This window comes from Acinetobacter sp. YH1901141 (assembly GCF_013416935.1).
Taxonomy (GTDB): Bacteria; Pseudomonadota; Gammaproteobacteria; order Pseudomonadales; family Moraxellaceae; genus Acinetobacter; species Acinetobacter towneri.
In genome coordinates, this window is record NZ_VPEY01000003.1 from 86,690 (window position 1) to 108,084 (window position 21,395).

Below are 21,395 nucleotides of genomic sequence, written 5' to 3' on the forward strand. Positions count from 1 at the left end.
CTTCAAACCTAGACCTTTAAAATTCTGCACGATTCACGCTAAATCACTAAGTTTTCTAGCACAAAATACGGTAAAATAGCCGATTGCTGAATTGCTTTTGGAAATTTTCATGAATTCGAAACCCCGTCTTTCTACATATTGGGTCACCTGTGCAGATGGACTTGAAACCTTATTGCAAGAAGAAATGCAAGGTTTAGGTATTCAAAATATCGAACGTTTACCGGGTCGTTTAATTTTCAAAGGCACACTCGAAAATGCCTATCGTGTCTGCATGTGGTCACGTTTAGCCTCACGTGTCCTTACACCAATTCACACACACGAAATTGAATTTAGTCACGACGCGCGCGATGTAGCCGAAGAGCTTTATGAAGGTGCGCTGAGCTTTGACTGGTCACTGATTTTTGCGCCACAAAGTACTTTTGCAGTGCGTTTGCATATAGAGCGTGACATTAAAGTGAACAGCCAATTTGCGACCTTGCGCGTTAAAGATGGTGTGGTCGATTCATTTATGGATGCAGTGGGCAAACGTCCAAGCATTGACATCAAACAGCCTGAAATTACCTTATACGTGTTGGCAGGTAAAAAAGAACATACATACTGCCTAGATTTATCTGGCGATTCACTGCATAAACGCGGCTATCGTCGTTTTATGACCGATGCCCCAATTAAAGAAAACCTTGCCGCAGCGATTCTGCAAAAAGGTCAATTACAACAAATTCAACCCGACATTATTTTAGACCCAATGTGTGGTTCGGGTACGTTTATTATTGAAGCATTGATGATGCTGACTGACCGTGCACCGGGTTTGGTACGTCGTTTCGGTTTTAACGGTTGGCAAGGTCACGACCATGAATTATGGATGAGCATTAAAGCAGAAGCGGCTGAACGCCATCAAACTGCATTACAACAACCATTGCCAAAATTTTATGCTTTCGATGCCGACTGGGAAGCAGTCAAAGCCACCAAGCAAAATATTATTGCAGCAGGTTTTGAAAGTCTGCTCGATCAGATTCAAATTGAAGAACGTACTTTGGCTGACTGGCCCGACTTTCAAGCCGAAGGTAAAAAGGCCTTTATTGTCACCAACCCACCTTATGGTGAGCGTTTGGGCGATAAAGCCTCGAACCGTGCCTTGTATTTGGGTCTGTCTGCCCTCTTGCAAAAGCATTTCCCAAATCAAAAAGCAGCCGTCATTGCAGCCCAAGTTGAACAAGCCGATGTGTTGGCTTTCAATGACCCGCAAATTTTACGTTTGATGAACGGTAAACTGCCAATTTATGTCCGTTTTGGTACGATCAAACCTGCAACATTCGCACGCCCATTCTTAGCAGATTGGCAACCGCAACAGTTTGAACCCATTGAAGGCGCAGAAGATTTCACCAACCGTTTGCAAAAAAACATGCAGAGCCTGAAAAAATGGGCGGTGAAAGAAAATGTGCATTGCCTGCGTTTATACGATGCAGACTTACCTGACTTTAATGTCGCAGTCGATTTATACGGCGACCGTTTGCACGTGCAGGAATATGCGCCGCCGAAAAAAATTGATCCTGAAAAAGCCAAAAAGCGTTTTAACCTTGCCTTACAAGCCATTCGCGCTGTCACAGGTTTAGGGCGCGATGCGGTATTTATTAAAACCCGTGCCCGTCAGGAAGGTAAAAACCAGTACACCAAACAAAGTACCGCCTCGAAGCGTTTTATTGTGCAAGAAGGTCAGGCTAAAATTTTGGTTAACCTCACCGACTATCTAGATACAGGCTTGTTCCTTGACCATCGTCAAATGCGTTTACGTATTGCCAAAGAAGCACGTGGCAAGCACTTCCTGAATTTATACAGTTATACCTCAACTGCAAGTTTACATGCCGCGCTTGGCGGTGCAGCAAGTACCACCAGCGTCGATTTATCCAATACTTATTTGAATTGGTCTAAAGAAAACTTTGTATTGAATGGTTTAACGGTAGACCATGCCGATGAACAACATCAATTCTTTGCCAGTGATTGTTTTGAATGGCTCAAAGAAGGTCATGAACAATATGATCTGATCTTTATTGACCCACCAACTTTCTCAAACTCTAAAAAGTTCTACGGAACATTTGACGTACAACGCGACCACGTTTCTTTAATTAAGCGTGCCATGAACCGCTTAACCACAGGCGGAACGCTGTACTTCTCCAACAACTACCGTGGTTTTGAAATGGATGAAGAAATTGAAGCCATGTTTGATGTGCAGGAAATTAGCCATGAAACCATTGGACAAGATTTCAAACGCAACACCAAAATCCACCGTGCTTGGAAAATTCAGCACCCGCCTGTTTAAATAAACGATATGGCAATACAACAAAGCCTGTTCATTTGAACAGGCTTTGTTTTATCGTAGATCAGTATCTAGATTATTGACCAGTTAAAAACTTCTTTTCACCATATTGATAATGCATCGACAGTTTAAATTCATCACCATCACGTTGAATTTGCTGATTGCTTTGCATCGCACTGAGTATCTGTTCCAACTCTTGATCAGACATGCTTTTACCTGCAGCATTCATATAATTATTCATAATGGTTTTGACCACTTGCTTGTTAAAACTCACATCGGTTTGCATTTCCAATAAACTTGGGAACATTTTCGCTAAGCCTTCTACAGTGGTTTGATGCCCTGGCATCACTTTACCAACCAAATCTGCCCGAATACTGCCTGTGCCTAATTTCAACTGATTCTTCTTGGATTCGAACTGAAAGCCCTCATTAATCACAGCCAACAAGGCTTGTTGAACTTCTTTCTCAAAGTTTTCCGCTTCTAGGCATGAGTTGTTTTGTTTTTGCACAATATCAAGAAACGTCTGCATTTTACTGCGCTGCAAGTTTTTAACATCCCAATTCACTTGCAGGTCTTGCATGGCAGGCACATTATTTAAACCTAACTCGGCAATTTTAAATTTCGATTGAATATCTACCGTGCGCTCATGCAGTTGAGTATCCATACGCCAACTGAAGTCTTTCATTTTGCCTGAACCCACTGCTTTTGGGTCTTGACGCTGCATTTCTGCAATACTGAATTGGAAATAGCCCGGCTCTAAAGACTGCACATTCAAAGCCTGATTGGTTTTAAACTGCATGCCTTTTACTTGAAGATGTCCAAATTGATCCAGCACCGTCAATTGAGGCACATCAAAACTCATATTTACAATTTTCTGCTGCCCCTGACTTTGTTTCGCCTGAAACTCAATCTGTATAGGAGAAAATTTAGCTTCAAGTCCTGCATCTTTTTTCTCTATAGCAGGTATGCTCAATTTCGTGGTCGATACACCCAACCAATTCACTTGCGTTGTCACATTTAGAGGCTGCTGAAAGAACTCGGAAAATTGTCCCTGCCCTTGTTCCAGATTCATTTTAGAATCAATTTGGTAACCTTTCCATGTCCGCTGAATTTGATCTTGTCCGTGAAACACCAGTTTTTCTTTAGCATTACATGGGTCTGCAATAATGGTCATTTTCCATTTGGCACTACCTGTTAAAGTCCCCATGTCGTAGTCCGTATATTGGACGCTCACATTGGGTACAGGATTTAAATTTTGTTGATAATGCTCACGCAGGCTCTTATCTGCATATAAATTTCCTGCAGTGACAGCTCCTGCCAACACTGCAACCCCCATTCCACCCCATACTATTTTTGACATAGATTCTGCTCAGAATTTATCTATTCTTATTGAACAATAAATTATAATTAATCTTCTTTAAAAAAGATAATTGTTTTGCAAATAAATCACTTAAATATAATATTCATCACAAAATATTAAAAATAGCTGTCATTTTTTACCAAAAATTTTACTTATGTGACCTAAATTGTCAGTCATAAAAAACCCAGCCGAAGCTGGGTTTCTTAAAAGTTGCTTACACATAGCCAATTAGCTGAGTTTCATTTTTTCAAACAGCAAATGACCATTTTCAGCTTTAATTAAAATCGTATCACCTGCAACAAAGTCACCTGCGAGGATTTTTTGCGCCAATGTGTTTTCCACTTGTTGCTGAATTGCACGTTTCAATGGACGCGCACCGTAGACTGGGTCAAAACCTGCTTCAATCAATTGATCAAATGCAGTATCGTCTATCGACAAGCTCAAGTCGCGTTCGCTTAAACGCGCACGTAAACGATCCAATTGAATATCGGCAATGCCACGAATTTGTGCTTTTTCCAGTGAATGGAACACCACCAACTCATCAATACGGTTAATAAACTCAGGGCGGAAATGTTGTGAAACTGCGGCCATGACCACGGTACGCACTTCTTCACGTGTTGGATTGTCACCCAATTCACGTACTTCGTGTGAACCCAAGTTAGAAGTCATCACAATTACAGTGTTCTTAAAGTCCACCACGCGACCTTGCGAGTCGGTTAGGCGTCCATCATCCAACACCTGCAACAAGATGTTAAATACGTCTGGATGGGCTTTTTCCACCTCATCAAACAGCACCACACTGTACGGTTTACGACGTACTGCTTCGGTTAATACACCACCTTCTTCATAACCGACATAGCCTGGAGGCGCACCGACCAAACGGCTGACCGAGTGTTTTTCCATAAATTCAGACATATCAATCCGAATCATGGCGTCATCGCTGTCAAACAAGAAGTTCGCTAACGCTTTGGTCAATTCTGTTTTACCTACCCCTGTTGGGCCAAGGAACAGGAACGAACCACTTGGACGGTTAGGATCAGACAAACCTGCGCGTGAACGACGTACCGCATTCGACACCGCCACCACAGCTTCATCTTGCCCCACCACACGGTTATGCAAGAAATCTTCCATGTGTAGCAATTTTTCACGTTCACCCTGCAGCATTTTCGATACAGGAATGCCCGTTGCAGCACTCACGACTTCAGCAATTTCATTGTCCGTAACTTTGTTACGCAATAATTTTGGTTCTTCTTTCTCTTCAACCAACTCATCTTGTGCCAGTTGTTTTTCCAACTCAGGAATCACACCGTATTGTAAACGTGACATTTCCGCCAAGTCATTTTCACGCTGCGCTTTTTGCAATGCCATACGTGCCTGATCAAGCTGAGTCTGAATTTGCTTAGTGCCTTCAACCAAGGTTTTTTCCGCTTTCCAAACTTCTTCCAAATCATTGTATTCATTTTGAACTTCAATAATTTGTTTTTCCAGATGTGCAACTTCAGCACGGCTGCCTGCATCTTCATCTTTCTTCACGGCTTCAAGTTGCAGTTTTAATTGAATTAAACGGCGCTCTAATTTATCTAAGGCTTCAGGCTTAGAATCTAGCTCCATTTTAATCCGTGACGCTGCCTCATCCACCAAATCAATTGCCTTGTCGGGAAGTTGACGGTCAGTGATATAACGGTGCGACATTTTAGCGGCGGCAATAATCGCCGAATCTAAAATTTTAACCCCGTGGTGCACTTCGTAGCGTTCTTTCAGACCTCGTAAAATTGCAATGGTGTCTTCTACACTTGGCTCATCGACCAATACTTTTTGGAAACGACGCTCTAAAGCCGCATCTTTTTCAATATATTGACGATACTCATCTAAAGTAGTGGCACCGACGCAGCGCAATTCGCCACGCGCCAATGCAGGTTTCAACATATTGCCTGCATCCATGGCACCATCGCCTTTACCTGCACCCACAAGTGTGTGTAATTCATCAATAAATAAGATGACTTCACCTTCTTGTTTCGCCAAGTCTTTTAAGACCGCTTTTAGGCGTTCCTCAAACTCACCGCGATATTTCGCACCTGCCAACAATGAGCCCAAATCTAAAGATAAAACACGTTTACCTTTTAAACTTTCAGGCACTTCACCATTCACAATACGCTGAGCCAAACCTTCAACAATCGCAGTTTTACCCACACCAGGTTCACCAATGAGTACTGGGTTGTTTTTGGTACGGCGTGACAACACCTGAACGGTACGGCGAATTTCATCATCACGACCAATTACAGGGTCTAGCTTGCCCGCCAACGCACGTTCGGTTAAATCGATGGTATATTTATTGAGTGAGTCACGTTGATCTTCGTGATTATTGCTCATGACTTTTTCATCCCCTCTAATTTTGTCAATCACGCTACGCAAACTATCTGAGGTCACGCCTACACTGTTCAGTAGTGTTTTGGTCGCGCCCACTTCGGTCAAACCCAGCATCAACCAATCGGTTGACAAGAACTCATCACCTGCTTTTTGGGCAAAACTGTCAGCCAAATTCAAGGCTTTAACCGCATCTGGACTTAAGTTGATATCGCCTGTTGGATTGGCCAAAGTCGGTGCATCAGCAATCGCTTGCTGTAATTTGCTTTGCAAATCACGTAGGTTTGCGCCTGCTTGTTGTAATAAACTGACATTGGAAGCTTCTTCGAGCAAAGTCGCCAATAAGTGAATGCCTTCAATGGCAGTATGATCTTTCCCTATCGCAAGAGATTGGGCATCGGATAAAGCTTGCTGTAGTCGGTTGGTAAACTTTTCAAAACGCATTCTTGTTATTCCTCACAACAAATTGTGTACTTGATGGATATATGGGAACGCAGGCGTAAATTTCAATTAAATTTTTTATATATTTTTCAAAATCTTAATTAAAATTAACAGATAGATTTCAGTAATAATATTGGACTGATTAAAGTAAATTTCAAGTTTAGTCTGGTAATTTTTTATTTTAGTTGAGTCATTGACATACACTTGCATATCAATCAATTAAAGGCTTTTGATTGTTATTTATGCCATTTGAAATATTTAGTTACAATGATTGGCAAAATATACCAACCATTGTATGACCTATCAGTCAAAGCTTAATCTTGTTCAATAATTTCAAAATCATGGCTAATTTCGACGCCACCATCAGATAGCATTTTACTTGCAGAACAGTACTTTTCTGCTGAAAGTTCAACCGCCTTCGCAACCTGCTTTTCCTTGACAGCCTTGCCTTTGACCACAAAATGCAAATGAATTTTGGTGAACACGGCAGGGATGCTATCGGCACGTTCTGCTTTTAACTGACATTCAACATGCGTCACTTCTTGGCGTGATTTCTTTAAAATAGTCACAATATCGAATGAAGCACAACCACCAAGTCCCATTAAGATTAACTCCATAGGACGTGGACCACGGTTTTCACCGCCATATTCTGCAGATCCATCCATCACCACAGAATGACCACTTTCTGATTTGGCTTCAAAAGCAACGTTCTCTAACCACTGAACACTTGTTTGCATTGCAACTACCTAAAAAAAACTATAAATTGACACGGGTATTTGTACACTAACATAACTTGAGTTGATAAGGAATTTCATCTCTACTGTGTGACAAGTTCAGACTAGGTCTTGTGCGATCTATTATTTATCCATTTTCGGAACCGTTAGCATGACTTCAAACTTTTCACAGCTGAGCACTGATGCATTGTCCCCTGGACAACTGCCTGACTCAGTCAAAGCATTATTAAAACGTGCATACATCAACCGTTATCCAAAACGGACAACTATTGTTGATGCGGGGACTGAATCTAAATCGTTATATTTGATTTTAAAAGGTTCAGTATCAATTATTCTTCGCGAAGATGATGATCGCGAAATTGTTGTGGCATATTTGAATCCAGGCGACTTTTTTGGGGAAATGGGTCTGTTTGAATCGAATCCACAACGTACTGCAGAAGTTCGTACTCGTGATGTCTGTGAAATTGCAGAAATTACTTATGAAAACTTCCACGAACTCAGCAAACAATATCCTGACTTAAGCTATGCCGTTTTTGCACAGCTGGTACGTCGTTTAAAAAATACTACACGTAAGGTAACTGACCTTGCCTTTATAGATGTGTCTGGTCGTATTGCACGTTGCTTGATTGATCTTTCTGCGCAACCAGAAGCCATGATTTTGCCAAACGGTCGTCAAATTCGTATTACACGCCAAGAAATTGGTCGTATTGTCGGCTGTTCACGTGAAATGGTCGGGCGTGTTCTAAAAACACTTGAAGAACAAGGCATGATTGAAACTGATGGTAAAGCCATTCTGATTTTTGATGCTTCTTTGGAGCAAAATGAATCCACTGATGGCAACTTTGATGACGAGTAAACCATCTATATGCTCATTAAAAAAGCAAATCTTCGGATTTGCTTTTTTATTGCCTGTATATAACTTATAGCCATTTTCAACTATAAAAATATAATTCTTACGACCATTACAAAGCATCAGCAATTTTAACTGCCACAAGCGGCTCAAAATGGTTTAGCCTCTTAGGACATGACTTCATAAAGACAATGTTAAGCGAGATGCTAAGATGCAATTTAGACCTTTGGCAAAAACAGGCATTCTAGTTCCAGAAATCTGTTTAGGCACCATGACATTTGGTGAACAAAATACCCAGCAAGAAGCCTTTCAACAACTCGATTATGCGCTAGAACGAGGCTTATATTTTTGGGATACCGCAGAAATGTATCCCGTACCACCAAAAGTAGAAACTCAAGGTGCAACTGAAACTATTATTGGCAATTGGTTACAACAACGTGGCGGACGTGACAAATTGTTTTTAGCCTCTAAAATTGCAGGCCCTTCGCAAGGCGGCAGTCATATTCGAGATGGCAAAACCCGCTTTAACGCAGAGGATATTCATTCTGCACTGGATGGCAATTTAAAACGCCTGCAAACCGACTATATCGACTTATACCAACTGCACTGGCCACAACGCCCAACCAACTTTTTTGGCAAACTTGGTTATGGCAACCAAGAAGCACAAAATACGCAAGAAGTAACCGACCTTGCTGAAACCTTAACCGCGTTGCAACAAGAAATTCAAAAAGGACGGATTCGCTATATAGGTCTGTCGAATGAAACCCCGTGGGGCACCATGAAGTTTTTACACTTGGCAGAACAGTTAGGATTAAGCAAATTTGTTAGCGTACAAAATCCGTATAACCTGCTGAATCGTACTTATGAAATTGGTATGTCTGAAATTGCCCATTATGAAGGTGTTGGACTACTCGCCTACTCACCTTTGGCTTTTGGTTATTTAACTGGTAAATTCCGTCATGGCGCACGCCCTGCCAATGCACGTGTCACGCTATATTCACGTTTTAGCCGTTACAGTAATCCACAAAGCGAATGGGCAACCGAGCAATACGCCCAACTTGCAGAACAACACGGCTTGAGTTTGACGCAACTGGCGCTGGCATTTATCAAGCAGCAATTTTTTGTGACAAGTACCATTATTGGCGCGACGAATATGGCGCAACTCAAAGAAAATATTGATGCCTTTGACATCACCTTATCAGATGAAATTTTACAAGGCATTGAAGCCATTCATCGTCAACAACCCAATCCAGCGCCCTAATTTTATTTTAAGCACTGCTTTAAAATGAAATTAAAAATATGAACTCAGCAATAACTCATCATTTTTATGCTGTTTAAAGTCAAAAAGTCTTCATAAAAAAAGATGCGCATAAAACCATGCGCATCTTTTTTGTGTTTTATCTTAACCAGTTGAACTGGCTGAGGTCATCTTAACGACGACTTTGGTTATATAGCGCTTGTGCTGCTGGCAAGTTTTTACGCATTGCTTCAATACGCTGACTGTTCGATGGGTGAGTCGATAAGAAGGACGCACCGCCGCCACCTTCAAGCTTGTTCATTTTTTCCCAAAGGGTAATTGCAGCTTGTGGGTTATAACCTGCACGCGCCATCAGCATTAAACCACCCTGATCGGCACGACTTTCCAAATTACGTGAATATGGCAAGCCAATCCCAATTTGGGTACCCAATTGCGCTGCTGCTGCACCCAATTGACCAACGTTATTGCCTGCCGCACTTAAACCTACGTTCAAGGCAATATTGGTTAAAGCCTGTGCACCAATTTTACTTTTCGCGTGTTCTTCTAAAGCATGCACCATTTCATGCCCCATAATTGCGGCAATTTCAGCATCAGTTAAATTCAGTTTATTCACAATACCAGTGTAGAACACCACTTTACCACCAGGTGCGACAAAAGCATTGACTTGATCAGACTTAAGTACCGCCAATTGCCACTGGAAAGGCTGACCTGTTTGGTTCATTTGATTGGCATGTGGAATCAAACGCTGAAACACAGTATTGATACGTTTATACGTGGTGGAGCTTGTGTCTAACTGATTTTTATTGCGTGCGTCTTGCACCATTTCATTATAGCTTTTGGTTGCAGTTGCATTTAAGGTCGCAGTATCTGCACCCGCCATGTCTGCAACAGTGGTACACCCTGAAACTGTGATTGCGCCTGCGGCACATAAACTTAACATCAGTTTTTTGTTCATTATAATAATCTCCGCCTTGCGAGCTATCTTCATACCAATCAATTATATGAAATCAATTCAAGGCTTTAAATCTATAATCACTTCATAATCATATCATTTATGTAAACAACGCCCAAGCTGTGTACAGATTGTATGTCTAAGCGATCAATCACTACCCTAGTAAAGAAATTGATAACACAACCAAAATACTAAACAGAAAATATTTAAACCCAAGTAAATTTTAGACACCACTTCTACTTTTTCTTCCATTTCTGGATTTTTGCGTTTGTAGAGTAGGTAAGCATTTTGAATCAGAATCAGTGGCACCAAAATACAGGCAAAAATAACGCTCAAACCAATAAACGCCTGATACATAATATTCGGATCATGCTTTTGCGATAAAATCAGCATCATGGCAATGGTCGGTGCGCCGCCCATCGCAAACAATAAAGAATAAAAAATCGTACTGGTAATATTTTTATGCATCCTGCATAACCTTAATTAAATTTAATTTTCTAAAGCCATTGTAACAAGCCACCCTGCTCTGCACAGCGCCAGTCATCTGCAACTTTAGTCTTGAAAAACAACTCACTCAGCATCATCTACAATGATTCCCAAAATGAGTCGCTATTGAAACTGAAACAACAGCAATAAAAAGCCCCATCATTTAGACAGGGCTGAGTACATCATCTGAACTTGAGTGTTATGTCAAAGCACAACAACTTAAGCATCAAATGGATGACGTAATACAATAGTTTCTGCGCGGTCTGGGCCTGTAGAAATAATGTCGATTGGGCATTCAATTAACTGCTCAAGACGTTTGATGTAGTTCACTGCATTTTCAGGCAATTGTTCTACACTGGTCGCGCCCACAGTTGATTCAGACCAACCTGGCATTGTTTCATAAATTGGCTTTAAGTTTTCGTATGCAAGCGCATCAGAAGAACCTACGCAACCTGAATCGGTATTTTCATAACCTACGCAGATTTTGATTTCTTCTAAACCGTCCAATACGTCTAACTTGGTCAAGCAGATACCAGACAGTGAGTTTACATCGACTGAACGACGTAAAATTTCGGCATCAAACCAACCACAACGACGTTGACGACCTGTAGAAGCACCGAACTCGTGACCCACAGTACCTAAGTGTTTACCAATCGCATCACCTACGTCATTTGCTGCGTCATACACCAACTCAGTTGGGAATGGGCCTGCACCTACACGTGTGGTATAAGCTTTGGTAATCCCTAAAACGTAGTCTAAATGTAATGGACCTAAGCCTGAACCAGAGCTTACACCGCCCGCAGTTGTATTCGATGAAGTCACATACGGATAAGTACCGTGGTCAACATCAAGTAATGAACCTTGCGCACCTTCAAACATAATGTTGTCACCGTTTTTACGGTAATTATGAATTTCAGTCGTTACATCAACCACTAATGGTGCAATCACTTCACGCCATTGGTCACATAGCGCTAAAACTTCATCTAACTGAACTGCTTCAACACCGTAGTATTGTGTCAATTGGAAGTTGTGATAGTCCAATAATTCAGTCAATTGAGCGCGTAGTGCTTCACCGCCACGAACCAAGTCAGCAACACGAATCGCACGACGTGCAACCTTGTCTTCATAAGCTGGGCCAATACCACGACCTGTTGTACCAATTTTGGCATTACCACGTTTTTTCTCACGTGCTTGGTCAAGTGCAATGTGGTTCGGCAAAATAAGCGGACAGTTTGGTGAAATACGTAAACGCTCTTTCACTGGCACGCCTTCTTGTTCCAAAATACCCATTTCTTTAATGAGTGCTTCAGGAGAAAGTACTACACCATTACCAATTAAGCACAGTACGTTTTCACGTAAAATACCTGATGGAATGAGGTGTAATACAGTTTTCTTACCACCAACCACGAGAGTATGGCCTGCGTTGTGTCCGCCTTGATAACGAACGACTGCCGCCGCCTGATCTGTGAGCAGGTCGACGATCTTACCTTTACCTTCGTCGCCCCATTGGGTACCAAGTACCACAACATTCTTGCCCATAATAGCCTCATTACATCATGCTGTTAAAATTGAAAACCAAGACCTGTAACATGAAACATGCCTTGGCGATTAAATTTTTTCGACTGTCCACTCACCATTTGCAAGAACCAATTGGTGCGTTGCGTATGGAACCGAGTTTAAATCATCATTACCCAACAATTGAATTACACTAAAGCCTTGCGCACGTGTGTTTTGGATAGCCGCGATTAAATCAGGTTGTGAGCCTTTAGGCGCAACAACAACAGACGATGATTCAAAACGACCTGCACTTAATACAAACAAGTCACAAGAGAAACCTGTTGCAGGGCGCGCACGTCCGAAATGCTGACCAATGCCATCATAACGACCGCCTTGTGCCAATGGTGCAGCACGATTTGGCGCATACACTGCATACATTAAACCTGTGTGATAGTGATAAGAACGCAGCTCAACCACATCAATACCAATATGCAAGTTTGGCCAACGTGCCTGAATTTCAGCTTGTGTTGCTTTCACGGCTTCAAACGCTTGCTTAAATTCGGTATTTTCCAACACATCAGCACTTAAATGAGCCTGCAAAGCAGTTAAATCACTGGCATAGCGACCTAAAGCATAAAAATCTGAACCGAAATTTAAATCTTGGGTAAATTCTGCCAATTCAGGCAATGCTTTACGCTGATATAAATCTGACAATTGACGTTCAGTGGCTTTGCTTAATTCTGCTTGTTTAACCAAGCTACGGAACAAGCCGACATGACCCAAGTCTAAATGCACACCTTCTGCCAAACCTGCTTCTTTTAGCAAGCTGAGCATCAGATCAACCATTTCTACATCGGCATCAATGCTGTCTGAACCAAATAACTCTGCACCCAATTGCAATGGTGCACGTGTGGTATTAAAACCTTGTGGTTTGGTATGTAAAACCGTACCTGCATAGCAGTAACGTGCAATGCCATCTACAGGATGTACATGCGCATCAATACGTGCCACTTGTGGTGTCATATCGGCACGAACACCCAGCAAACGACCTGAAAGTTGGTCGATCACTTTAAATGTGGCAAGGTCTAAATCTTGATTCGATTCTGAAAGAGAAGATAGAGATTCAATGTATTCTATGAATGGCGTGTACACCAACTGATAACCTCGAGATGCGAGGAAATCCAGTGACTTACGACGCAAGCTTTCAATCACTTGCGCTTGTTCTGGTAATACATCAGCTACACCATCAGGTAATAACCATGTCTCTGAAATGGGCATGTTGTAAACCTAAATTCTTGTTTGCGCGGAACGAATCCGCATAAAAAAATCGGGAGCACACCCGATTTCTCCTAGTTTAGCATGATACTTTTGCTCATGCACCTGACTTTTTCTGAAATATGCGGTAAAAAATATGAATACACCACATCTTTCAAAGCCATCATTTAAAAGTCCTGATTTGATTTCACCGCCTTTGCCAATAAACTGACCAACTCAGCATTTTGCATTTCAAGCTGTGCGGTTTTTTGCACGGTTTTATCTAGCGCATCTTGCTGAACCTGCATCTTTTTAGCCAAATCTTGCATAATCTCCAACGTCTTTTTTAGATGCTCTTCTAAATGTAATACTTTTTGCTCGACTTGCTGTTGATGCTGCACGTCGCTGCTGCTGTCTGCCTGATTTTTAAATTGCAACCAAATCAGAAAAATGACAGCAAGTGCCAGCAAAAAAATAAATCCCCACAATAAAATAATCATCATGCCACTACTCTATTCAAATTTTCTATGCAAACTTTGTTATATCAATCAGTGAATTAACTGTGAATACGAATTATAAAATCTTTCATCACTATTACATGCTTTTTACACTTTGTATATGTCTTAAAAAGTAGCCGCTTACACCGCCCGTTGACTAAAAGATTCACACAAATCTAGTAAACGGTTGGCATAACCCCACTCGTTGTCATACCACGCAAAAACTTTGGCTTGATGACCCACGACCATGGTTTGACTTAAATCGACAATTAAAGAATAAGGTGAATGGTTAAAGTCGCTCGATACCAAAGGCTCATCGGTCACTTGCATAATTTCGGCATAATCATGCGCTGCCGAAGCACACAACACCTGATTCAATTTGTGCACCGTAATTGGTGACTGAGAAATAAAAGTTAAATCAATAGCTGCAACATTAATGGTCGGTACACGAATCGAGTAACCATCAATCCGATCTGCCATTTTTGGCATGACTTGTTTTAATGCACCCAAGGCAGATGAAGTTGTAGGAATAATATTTTGCCCTGATGCACGCGCACGACGTAAATCACGGTGTGCTTGATCCAATACAGTTTGATCGGCTGTGACTGCATGAATTTCAGTCATTAATGCGGTATCAATTCCGAAAGCATCATCAATGATTTTAACTAATGGTACTAAAGCCTGCGTGGTACAAGATACGCTGGAAATAATTTGGTCGGTACTTTTGACTTCATGATGATTCACACCATAAACAATCGCAGCATCTACAGTATCGAATGGTGCAGCACCAATAATTACACGTTTGGCGCCCGCAGTAATATGCTGCGTTGCCGCCTCGCGGGAACGGAACAACCCTGTACATTCCAATACCACATCAACATTTAAGGCTTGCCACGGTAATTGCGCAGGTTGAGCCTGATTCAACACCTGAACTTTTAATTGCGCCAAACCTGCAGAAATATTCAAAAAAATCTGTTCATTTTCGAGGCTAATTTCCACCTGTCCTTTAAAACGACCATGGGTACTGTCATATTTAAATAAATGAACCAAGGTTTCTACATCGGCAATGTCATTTATGGCGACGATTTCAAAATGAAAGTCTTTGGGATTTTCAAACCAAGCCCGCAGCACATTGCGCCCGATTCTACCAAAGCCATTGATTGCCACTCGTTGCATGACTGATCCTTTCATAATGAAATCAAAATTTAAGCACAGACTATGTTAATAGATTTTGAGGCCTTACTGAAAAAAATCAGATCAATTCTGGGATTTTTCACTTAATTTGCTGATTAATTCGGCAAACTCAAAATACCCATCTAACAATTTCAGCTTGTGGTTGATTAGTTTGACACTCTCGCCTACGCACAAACATTCAACAACAGCTCATCATGCCCCACTTTCGTCAGCAATTTTCCATCATCCTCTATTCAAAAGATTTATTCTGCGCACAGCAACAGAGATTGATTCAGAATTGTCATCTATTCACACTAAAATGATTGGTGATAATGGCTTTTTCCGTTATAATTTGGCGTTTTTAAAATTTTAAGCCTGCATGACAGCAAAAGAATTATTTTTGTCAGACTGTCTTGCGTTTAGCCCAATCGGAAATTATGGAGTGACTTGGTTGTGAGTACTCGTTTTATGACATCAGCTGAAATTCGTGAAGCATTTTTGCGTTACTTTGAATCGCAAGGGCATACACGTGTCGCATCGAGTTCTCTAGTACCCGCCAATGACCCAACCCTGTTATTTACCAATGCAGGTATGAACCAGTTTAAAGACTGTTTCCTTGGGTTAGAAAAACGTGATTATGTACGTGCTGTATCGTCACAAAAATGTGTGCGTGCAGGCGGTAAACATAACGATTTAGACAATGTGGGTTATACCGCACGTCACCATACTTTCTTTGAAATGTTAGGTAACTTCTCGTTTGGTGATTATTTCAAACGTGATGCAATTAAATTTGCTTGGGAATTTTTAACCAGTGAACAATGGTTAGCGCTACCAAAAGACCGTTTATATGCCACGGTTTACCACACCGATGATGAAGCATTTGACATCTGGAACAAAGAAATTGGTTTAGATGCTTCTCGTATTATCCGTATTGGCGATAACAAAGGCGGCCAATATGCTTCAGACAACTTCTGGGCAATGGGTGATACAGGTCCTTGCGGTCCGTGTTCTGAAATTTTCTATGATCATGGCGATCATATCTGGGGTGGCTTACCAGGCACACCTGAAGAAGATGGCGACCGTTTCATTGAAATTTGGAACAACGTATTCATGCAGTTTAACCGTACTGCAGATGGCGTATTGCACCCACTTCCAGCACCGTCTGTAGATACAGGTATGGGCTTGGAGCGTATTTCTGCAGTATTGCAACATGTGAATTCAAACTACGAAATTGACCTGTTCCAGCACTTACTCAAAAATGCAGCACAGATTATTGGTTTAGACACGACTGCTCTTGAAGTAACTGCACAGCAAACTGGCAAGCCTGTAGACTACCCTGCTTCACTCAAAGTAGTTGCTGACCACGCTCGTTCTTGCTGCTTCCTAATTGCCGATGGCGTGAATCCATCGAATGAAGGTCGTGGTTATGTCTTGCGTCGTATTATTCGTCGTGCAGTACGTCACGGCAACAAGCTTGGCGCAACAGGTTCATTCTTCCACAAAATGCTTCAGCCTTTAATTGAAGTAATGGGTCAAGCTTATCCTGAACTTGCAGCAAATCAAGCGCGTATTGAAGCGCAACTTCTAAAAGAAGAAGAACAATTTGCCAAAACGCTTGAGCAAGGTTTGAAATTGCTTGAAGGTGAATTGGCACAGCTTAAAGGCTCGGTCATTCCTGGTGAAGTGGTATTTAAACTATATGACACTTACGGCTTCCCAACAGATTTAACGGCAGATATTGCACGTGAACGCGACTTGACCATTGACGAAGCAGGCTTTGAAGTTGAAATGGCAGCGCAACGTCAACGTGCACGCGATGCAGGTAAATTTGCAGTTGACTACAACTCAATTGTAAAAGTTGAAGGTGAAACTCAATTTGATGGCTATGACGCAACGACTGGTCAGGGTCAAATTGTGGCTATTTATAAAGATGGCGAACAAGTCGATGAAGTAGTTGAAGGCGATGAAGCTTTAATCGTACTCAATCAAACCCCGTTCTATGCAGAAAGCGGTGGTCAGATTGGTGATACAGGTCTATTCAAAAACGAAACAGGTATTTTTGAAGTTCAAGACACCAAAAAATCTGGCGGTGCTTTTGTTCATCAAGGTATTGTTACCATGGGCAGTTTAAAAGCTGCGCAAGCGGTGGAAGCGATTGTAAAAGCAGACATCCGCGAAGCTACTGCACGCAACCACTCTGCAACACACTTATTGCACGCTGCCCTACGTCAAGTTTTAGGTGCACACGTACAGCAAAAAGGTTCGTTGGTTGCTTCTGATATTTTACGTTTTGACTTTGCCAATGACCAACCTGTGTCATTTGAACAATTGCAAGAAATTGAGCGTTTGGTAAATGCAGAAGTCATTGCCAATACCGCAGTTTCTACTGAATTACTGGATATTGAAGCAGCCAAAGCCAAAGGCGCAATGATGCTATTTGGTGAAAAGTATGGCGATGAAGTTCGCGTACTTTCTATGGGTTCAATCATTGAAGATAAAAACTTCTCCATTGAACTTTGTGGCGGTATTCACGTGAAACGTACAGGTGATATTGGTCTGTTCAAAATCATCTCTGAAGGTGGTGTTGCAGCTGGTGTACGTCGTATTGAAGCAATTACAGGCAGCAAAGCCGTTGAAGCCGTTCAAAAAACTGAACGCGATATCAACAGCATCAATGCTTTGTTGAAAGCACAAAAAGACCAAACTTTAGAAAAAGTGAATACATTGGTCGATACAGCATCTAGCCTTCAAAAGCAGATTGAACAGCTCAATCAAAAATTAGCGCACTTCCAAGCAGCTGAACTTTTAAGTCAAGTACAAGAACTTGCTGGACGTACCACGCTCATTACCACTGTACAAAATATGGATGCAAAATCACTGCGTAATTTGCACGACGGTGTAAAATCCAAACTCGACCAAGCAGTGATTGTACTTGCAGGTGTAGAAGGCGATAAAGTCAGCTTAATCGCTTCTGTTGCACCAGACTTTACTGCTACGATTAAAGCAGGAGACATCATCAAACACTTGGCTACAGAACTAGGTGGTAAAGGTGGTGGTAAACCTGATTTGGCACAAGGTGGCGCGCCACTTAACGAGAACTTTGCAACGGTGATGGCAGGTTTAACTGCTTGGCTTGCGGCAAAATAATCTCACTTTTTGTGTAACTGACCCTGAGCAGGTAAATTCGGGGTCATGGCTTATATGGAACAACTATGGCACTAATCGTTCAAAAATATGGCGGTACCTCAATGGGTACTCCCGAGCGCATTTTAAATGTTGCTCGTCGTGTGAAGCGCTGGCATGATCATGGCCACAAAGTAGTGGTTGTCGTTTCTGCCATGAGTGGCGAAACCAATCGCCTACTCGCTCTCGCGAAAGCCATTACCGAAACCCCTGATCCGCGTGAATTAGACCAAATGGTGTCTACAGGCGAACAGGTGACGATTTCGATGTTAGCGATGGCGCTGAATTCTATTGGCGTTGCAGCAAAATCACTAACTGGTCGCCAAGTTGGTATTCAAACTGACAGCGCATTTACCAAAGCACGTATTGAAGCGATTAATACTGACGTGTTAACTGAAAACCTAGACGCAGGCCGTGTGATTGTGGTTGCTGGTTTCCAAGGGTTTGATGCTGAAGGTAACACCACGACTTTAGGTCGTGGCGGTTCTGATACTTCTGGCGTTGCACTTGCTGCTGCATTGAAAGCCGATGAATGTCAAATTTACACTGACGTAGATGGCGTTTACACCACAGACCCACGCGTTGCACCAAAAGCCAAAAAAGTAGATCGTATTTCTTTTGAAGAAATGCTAGAAATGGCTTCTTTAGGTTCTAAAGTATTGCAAATTCGTGCGGTTGAATTTGCAGGTAAATACCAAGTACCTTTACGTGTATTATCAAGTTTTGATAATGACAATGATGGCGCATTCGACGAAGATTTTAAACAAAATGTCGGCACACTCATTACTACTGAATTGGAAGACAACATGGAACAACCTATCATCTCAGGTATCGCGTTTAACCGTGACGAAGCAAAATTAACTATTTTAGGTGTGCCTGATGAGCCAGGTATTGCATCTAAAATCTTGTCACCTATTGGCGCTGCCAATGTTGAAGTTGACATGATCATCCAAAACGTAGAAGAAGATGGTACTACCGACTTTACTTTTACTGTAAACCGTGGCGAACTTGCCAAAGCAAAATCAATTCTTGAAGCAACTGCCAAAGAAATTGGTGCACGTGAAGTCGCTACACGTGGTGACATCGTGAAAGTATCTATCGTAGGTGTAGGTATGCGTTCACACGCAGGTGTTGCAAGCAAAATGTTTACTGCCCTTGCAGATGAAGGCATTAACATTCTCATGATTTCTACTTCTGAAATTAAAATTTCAGTCATTATTGAAGAAAACTATTTAGAGCTTGCAGTACGTACTTTACACACTGTATTTGGTCTAGATCGTGAAAGCGGTGAGTCTAGCGCACGCGCTTAATACGCCCCTGTCAGAAAATGTAATTGTCTGACAAATTTTGCGAAAAAGTACAAAAAAATAGAGCCACTATAGTTTTTTTTATAGTGGCTCTGTTATATTGAGCAATATGCTTTCATAAATTTTGGCAGCGCTGTATCTTATAAAATAAATAATGATACGTTCCGTTAAAATTTACTGGTTTTTATTTGGTTGTGACTTTTAAATTGCTTTAAAAATCAATGCAGGTTTAGCATTTTGCAAGGAGATAAACATGCTGATTCTGACCCGACGTGTCGGAGAAACATTAATGATTGGGGACCAAGTCAGCGTGACTGTGCTTGGTGTCAAAGGTAACCAAGTTCGTATTGGTGTAAATGCCCCGAAAGAAGTATCGGTTCATCGTGAAGAAATCTATCAACGTATTCAACACGAGCGTGCCATGCATGAGCATTTGCAACATTTAGATCAAGATTATCAACCTTCATTTGAAGAAGATAACTACTCGCAAAATGACTTTAATCGTTAAACGATTAAGGTAATTGAATATAAAGCGGCTCATTTGCCGCTTTAAATTTTTCTGCTGAATGCTTTTTAAAAACTCGCATCATTTCAGAGTTGCTCGCTGATTCGAAGCATGTAAAGACTATTTTACAGGCAACTCAGCACAAGTTTTGCATGAAAATTACTGTGAGTTTTCCATTAATTCTAAAGCTTTACGCACAGGTGCAAAACTACGTCGATGTGCCGCAATCACGCCATGCTGTGCAATGGCTTCAAAATGTGCTTTGGTTGGATAACCTTTATGTTTGGCAAAACCAAATTGTGGAAATGCTTGATCAAGCAATACCATTTCACGGTCACGCGCCACTTTAGCTAAAATACTGGCTGCCGAAATCTCTGCATGTAATGCATCTCCCCCAACAACTGCGTCACATGACATCGCTAAACCTTGTGGAATTTTATTGCCATCGACTAAGACATGTTCAGGTTGAATAGACAAGGCTTCCACCGCACGGCGCATCGCCAATAAAGATGCTTGCAAAATATTCAGCTCATCAATTTCGGCTGCAGAGGCTTCTGCAATTGCCCAAGCCAAAGCCTTTTCCTGAATTTCAACAAACAACTTTTCACGTTTTTTTTCAGTCAGCTTTTTAGAGTCATTCAAACCTTCAATCGGGTTATTCGGATCTAAAATAACTGCCGCAGCGACAACAGAACCCACTAAAGGCCCACGTCCTGCTTCATCTACACCTGCAATTTTCATCATCTTTTTCCAGAAAAATAGGCTGAAATCTTCAGCCTATCTTACGATGCGAATCAACACGCACCATCTTTAATTTTACAGAATCAGTAAACTTATCTTACTGCTTCTGCCACACATGCATTAATGGTTCTTGATACTGCATTGCTCACAATCGTTGCACGTGCAGCAGGGTCAATTGCTGCAGTGGCTAAATCTACTGCAGTCACGTTTTGTGGTGCTTTTTCACTGACACAACCACAAATTTCCGCTTGAACATTTTGCTTTTGCGTTGGTGTCATAACACGTGTCGCAGTGTGCCATGCAGGAATGTTATTTAATTCAGTCACGCACTTGGCATTAATTGCAATTTTAATAGCCGCCATACCCAATTGTTGAGTTGCTGTCGGTGCAGTTGTCGTTCCTGTAGTAGTACCTGTAGTTGTGGTACATGCAGATAAAACCAAAGCGATAGGTGCCAATACAGCGAGTAGTTTTTTCATGGA

The 21,395-nt window shown here is 41.6% G+C and carries 17 protein-coding genes; 6 read left to right on the forward strand and 11 right to left on the reverse strand.

The annotated features are described in order from the left end of the window. Positions 1 to 109 precede the first annotated feature (109 nt). Entirely contained in the window at positions 110 to 2,314 is a 2,205-nt protein-coding gene (rlmKL, locus tag FTV52_RS02875; protein ID WP_004971555.1) for a bifunctional 23S rRNA (guanine(2069)-N(7))-methyltransferase RlmK/23S rRNA (guanine(2445)-N(2))-methyltransferase RlmL, read from the forward strand. A gap of 73 nt (positions 2,315 to 2,387) precedes the next feature. Here the strand turns inward: rlmKL and FTV52_RS02880 are convergent, their stop codons facing one another. The 3 genes from FTV52_RS02880 to FTV52_RS02890 form a co-directional block, all read right to left on the reverse strand. Then, on the reverse strand, positions 2,388 to 3,671 hold the full coding sequence (locus FTV52_RS02880; RefSeq protein ID WP_179989768.1) for a DUF945 family protein: 1,284 nt from the start codon (positions 3,669 to 3,671) through the stop codon (positions 2,388 to 2,390). A gap of 228 nt (positions 3,672 to 3,899) precedes the next feature. After that, entirely contained in the window at positions 3,900 to 6,479 is a 2,580-nt protein-coding gene (gene clpB / locus FTV52_RS02885; RefSeq protein WP_004971561.1) for an ATP-dependent chaperone ClpB, read from the reverse strand. Between the two features lie 311 nt (positions 6,480 to 6,790). Then, positions 6,791 to 7,213, reverse strand: a complete 423-nt coding sequence (locus FTV52_RS02890) for an OsmC family protein (RefSeq protein WP_004971563.1) — start codon at positions 7,211 to 7,213, stop codon at positions 6,791 to 6,793. 148 nt (positions 7,214 to 7,361) lie between these two features. Here FTV52_RS02890 and crp point away from each other — a divergent pair, with 148 nt between their 5' ends. Next, positions 7,362 to 8,066, forward strand: a complete 705-nt coding sequence (gene crp, locus FTV52_RS02895; RefSeq protein ID WP_004971566.1) for a cAMP-activated global transcriptional regulator CRP — start codon at positions 7,362 to 7,364, stop codon at positions 8,064 to 8,066. A gap of 205 nt (positions 8,067 to 8,271) precedes the next feature. Then, complete coding sequence (locus FTV52_RS02900) at positions 8,272 to 9,321, forward strand: NADP(H)-dependent aldo-keto reductase (protein ID WP_179989325.1); 1,050 nt, start codon at positions 8,272 to 8,274, stop codon at positions 9,319 to 9,321. A gap of 169 nt (positions 9,322 to 9,490) precedes the next feature. Here FTV52_RS02900 and FTV52_RS02905 read toward each other — a convergent pair whose 3' ends face one another. The 6 genes from FTV52_RS02905 to FTV52_RS02930 all read right to left on the reverse strand — a co-directional run bounded on the left by FTV52_RS02905 (position 9,491) and on the right by FTV52_RS02930 (position 15,180). Then, positions 9,491 to 10,273, reverse strand: a complete 783-nt coding sequence (locus tag FTV52_RS02905; RefSeq protein ID WP_004971571.1) for a M48 family metallopeptidase — start codon at positions 10,271 to 10,273, stop codon at positions 9,491 to 9,493. 156 nt (positions 10,274 to 10,429) lie between these two features. Then, a complete protein-coding gene (locus tag FTV52_RS02910) occupies positions 10,430 to 10,738 on the reverse strand; it encodes a hypothetical protein (protein WP_168542510.1) in 309 nt (102 codons plus the stop codon). 237 nt (positions 10,739 to 10,975) lie between these two features. Next, positions 10,976 to 12,295, reverse strand: a complete 1,320-nt coding sequence (locus FTV52_RS02915) for an adenylosuccinate synthase (protein WP_004971574.1) — start codon at positions 12,293 to 12,295, stop codon at positions 10,976 to 10,978. A gap of 69 nt (positions 12,296 to 12,364) precedes the next feature. Next, positions 12,365 to 13,531, reverse strand: a complete 1,167-nt coding sequence (locus tag FTV52_RS02920) for an ATP phosphoribosyltransferase regulatory subunit (RefSeq protein WP_096901061.1) — start codon at positions 13,529 to 13,531, stop codon at positions 12,365 to 12,367. A gap of 164 nt (positions 13,532 to 13,695) precedes the next feature. After that, on the reverse strand, positions 13,696 to 14,010 hold the full coding sequence (locus FTV52_RS02925; RefSeq protein WP_004971580.1) for a hypothetical protein: 315 nt from the start codon (positions 14,008 to 14,010) through the stop codon (positions 13,696 to 13,698). A gap of 135 nt (positions 14,011 to 14,145) precedes the next feature. Next, positions 14,146 to 15,180 carry a type I glyceraldehyde-3-phosphate dehydrogenase gene (locus FTV52_RS02930; RefSeq protein WP_096901062.1) on the reverse strand — a complete coding sequence of 345 codons (1,035 nt, stop codon included), beginning with the start codon at positions 15,178 to 15,180 and terminating at the stop codon, positions 14,146 to 14,148. Between the two features lie 450 nt (positions 15,181 to 15,630). On the opposite strand from FTV52_RS02930, the gene alaS reads away from it, so the two are divergent. The 3 genes from alaS to csrA all read left to right on the forward strand — a co-directional run bounded on the left by alaS (position 15,631) and on the right by csrA (position 20,175). After that, the gene (gene alaS / locus FTV52_RS02935) at positions 15,631 to 18,324 is read left to right on the forward strand and encodes an alanine--tRNA ligase (protein WP_179989323.1); all 2,694 of its coding nucleotides are present in this window, start codon (positions 15,631 to 15,633) and stop codon (positions 18,322 to 18,324) included. 65 nt (positions 18,325 to 18,389) lie between these two features. Continuing rightward, complete coding sequence (locus FTV52_RS02940; protein ID WP_004971586.1) at positions 18,390 to 19,670, forward strand: aspartate kinase; 1,281 nt, start codon at positions 18,390 to 18,392, stop codon at positions 19,668 to 19,670. A 250-nt stretch (positions 19,671 to 19,920) separates the two neighbouring features. Further along, positions 19,921 to 20,175, forward strand: coding sequence for a carbon storage regulator CsrA (gene csrA / locus FTV52_RS02945; protein ID WP_004971589.1), 255 nt, complete (start codon positions 19,921 to 19,923; stop codon positions 20,173 to 20,175). Between the two features lie 156 nt (positions 20,176 to 20,331). Here csrA and rnhB read toward each other — a convergent pair whose 3' ends face one another. Together rnhB and FTV52_RS02955 are read right to left on the reverse strand one after the other, a co-directional pair. Further along, positions 20,332 to 20,916: a ribonuclease HII gene (gene rnhB, locus FTV52_RS02950; RefSeq protein ID WP_286416765.1), complete on the reverse strand. Its 585-nt coding sequence runs from the start codon at positions 20,914 to 20,916 to the stop codon at positions 20,332 to 20,334. 89 nt (positions 20,917 to 21,005) lie between these two features. Beyond that, positions 21,006 to 21,392 (reverse strand): hypothetical protein, encoded by a 387-nt coding sequence (locus FTV52_RS02955; protein WP_004971594.1) that lies wholly within the window; start codon positions 21,390 to 21,392, stop codon positions 21,006 to 21,008. Positions 21,393 to 21,395 lie beyond the last annotated feature (3 nt).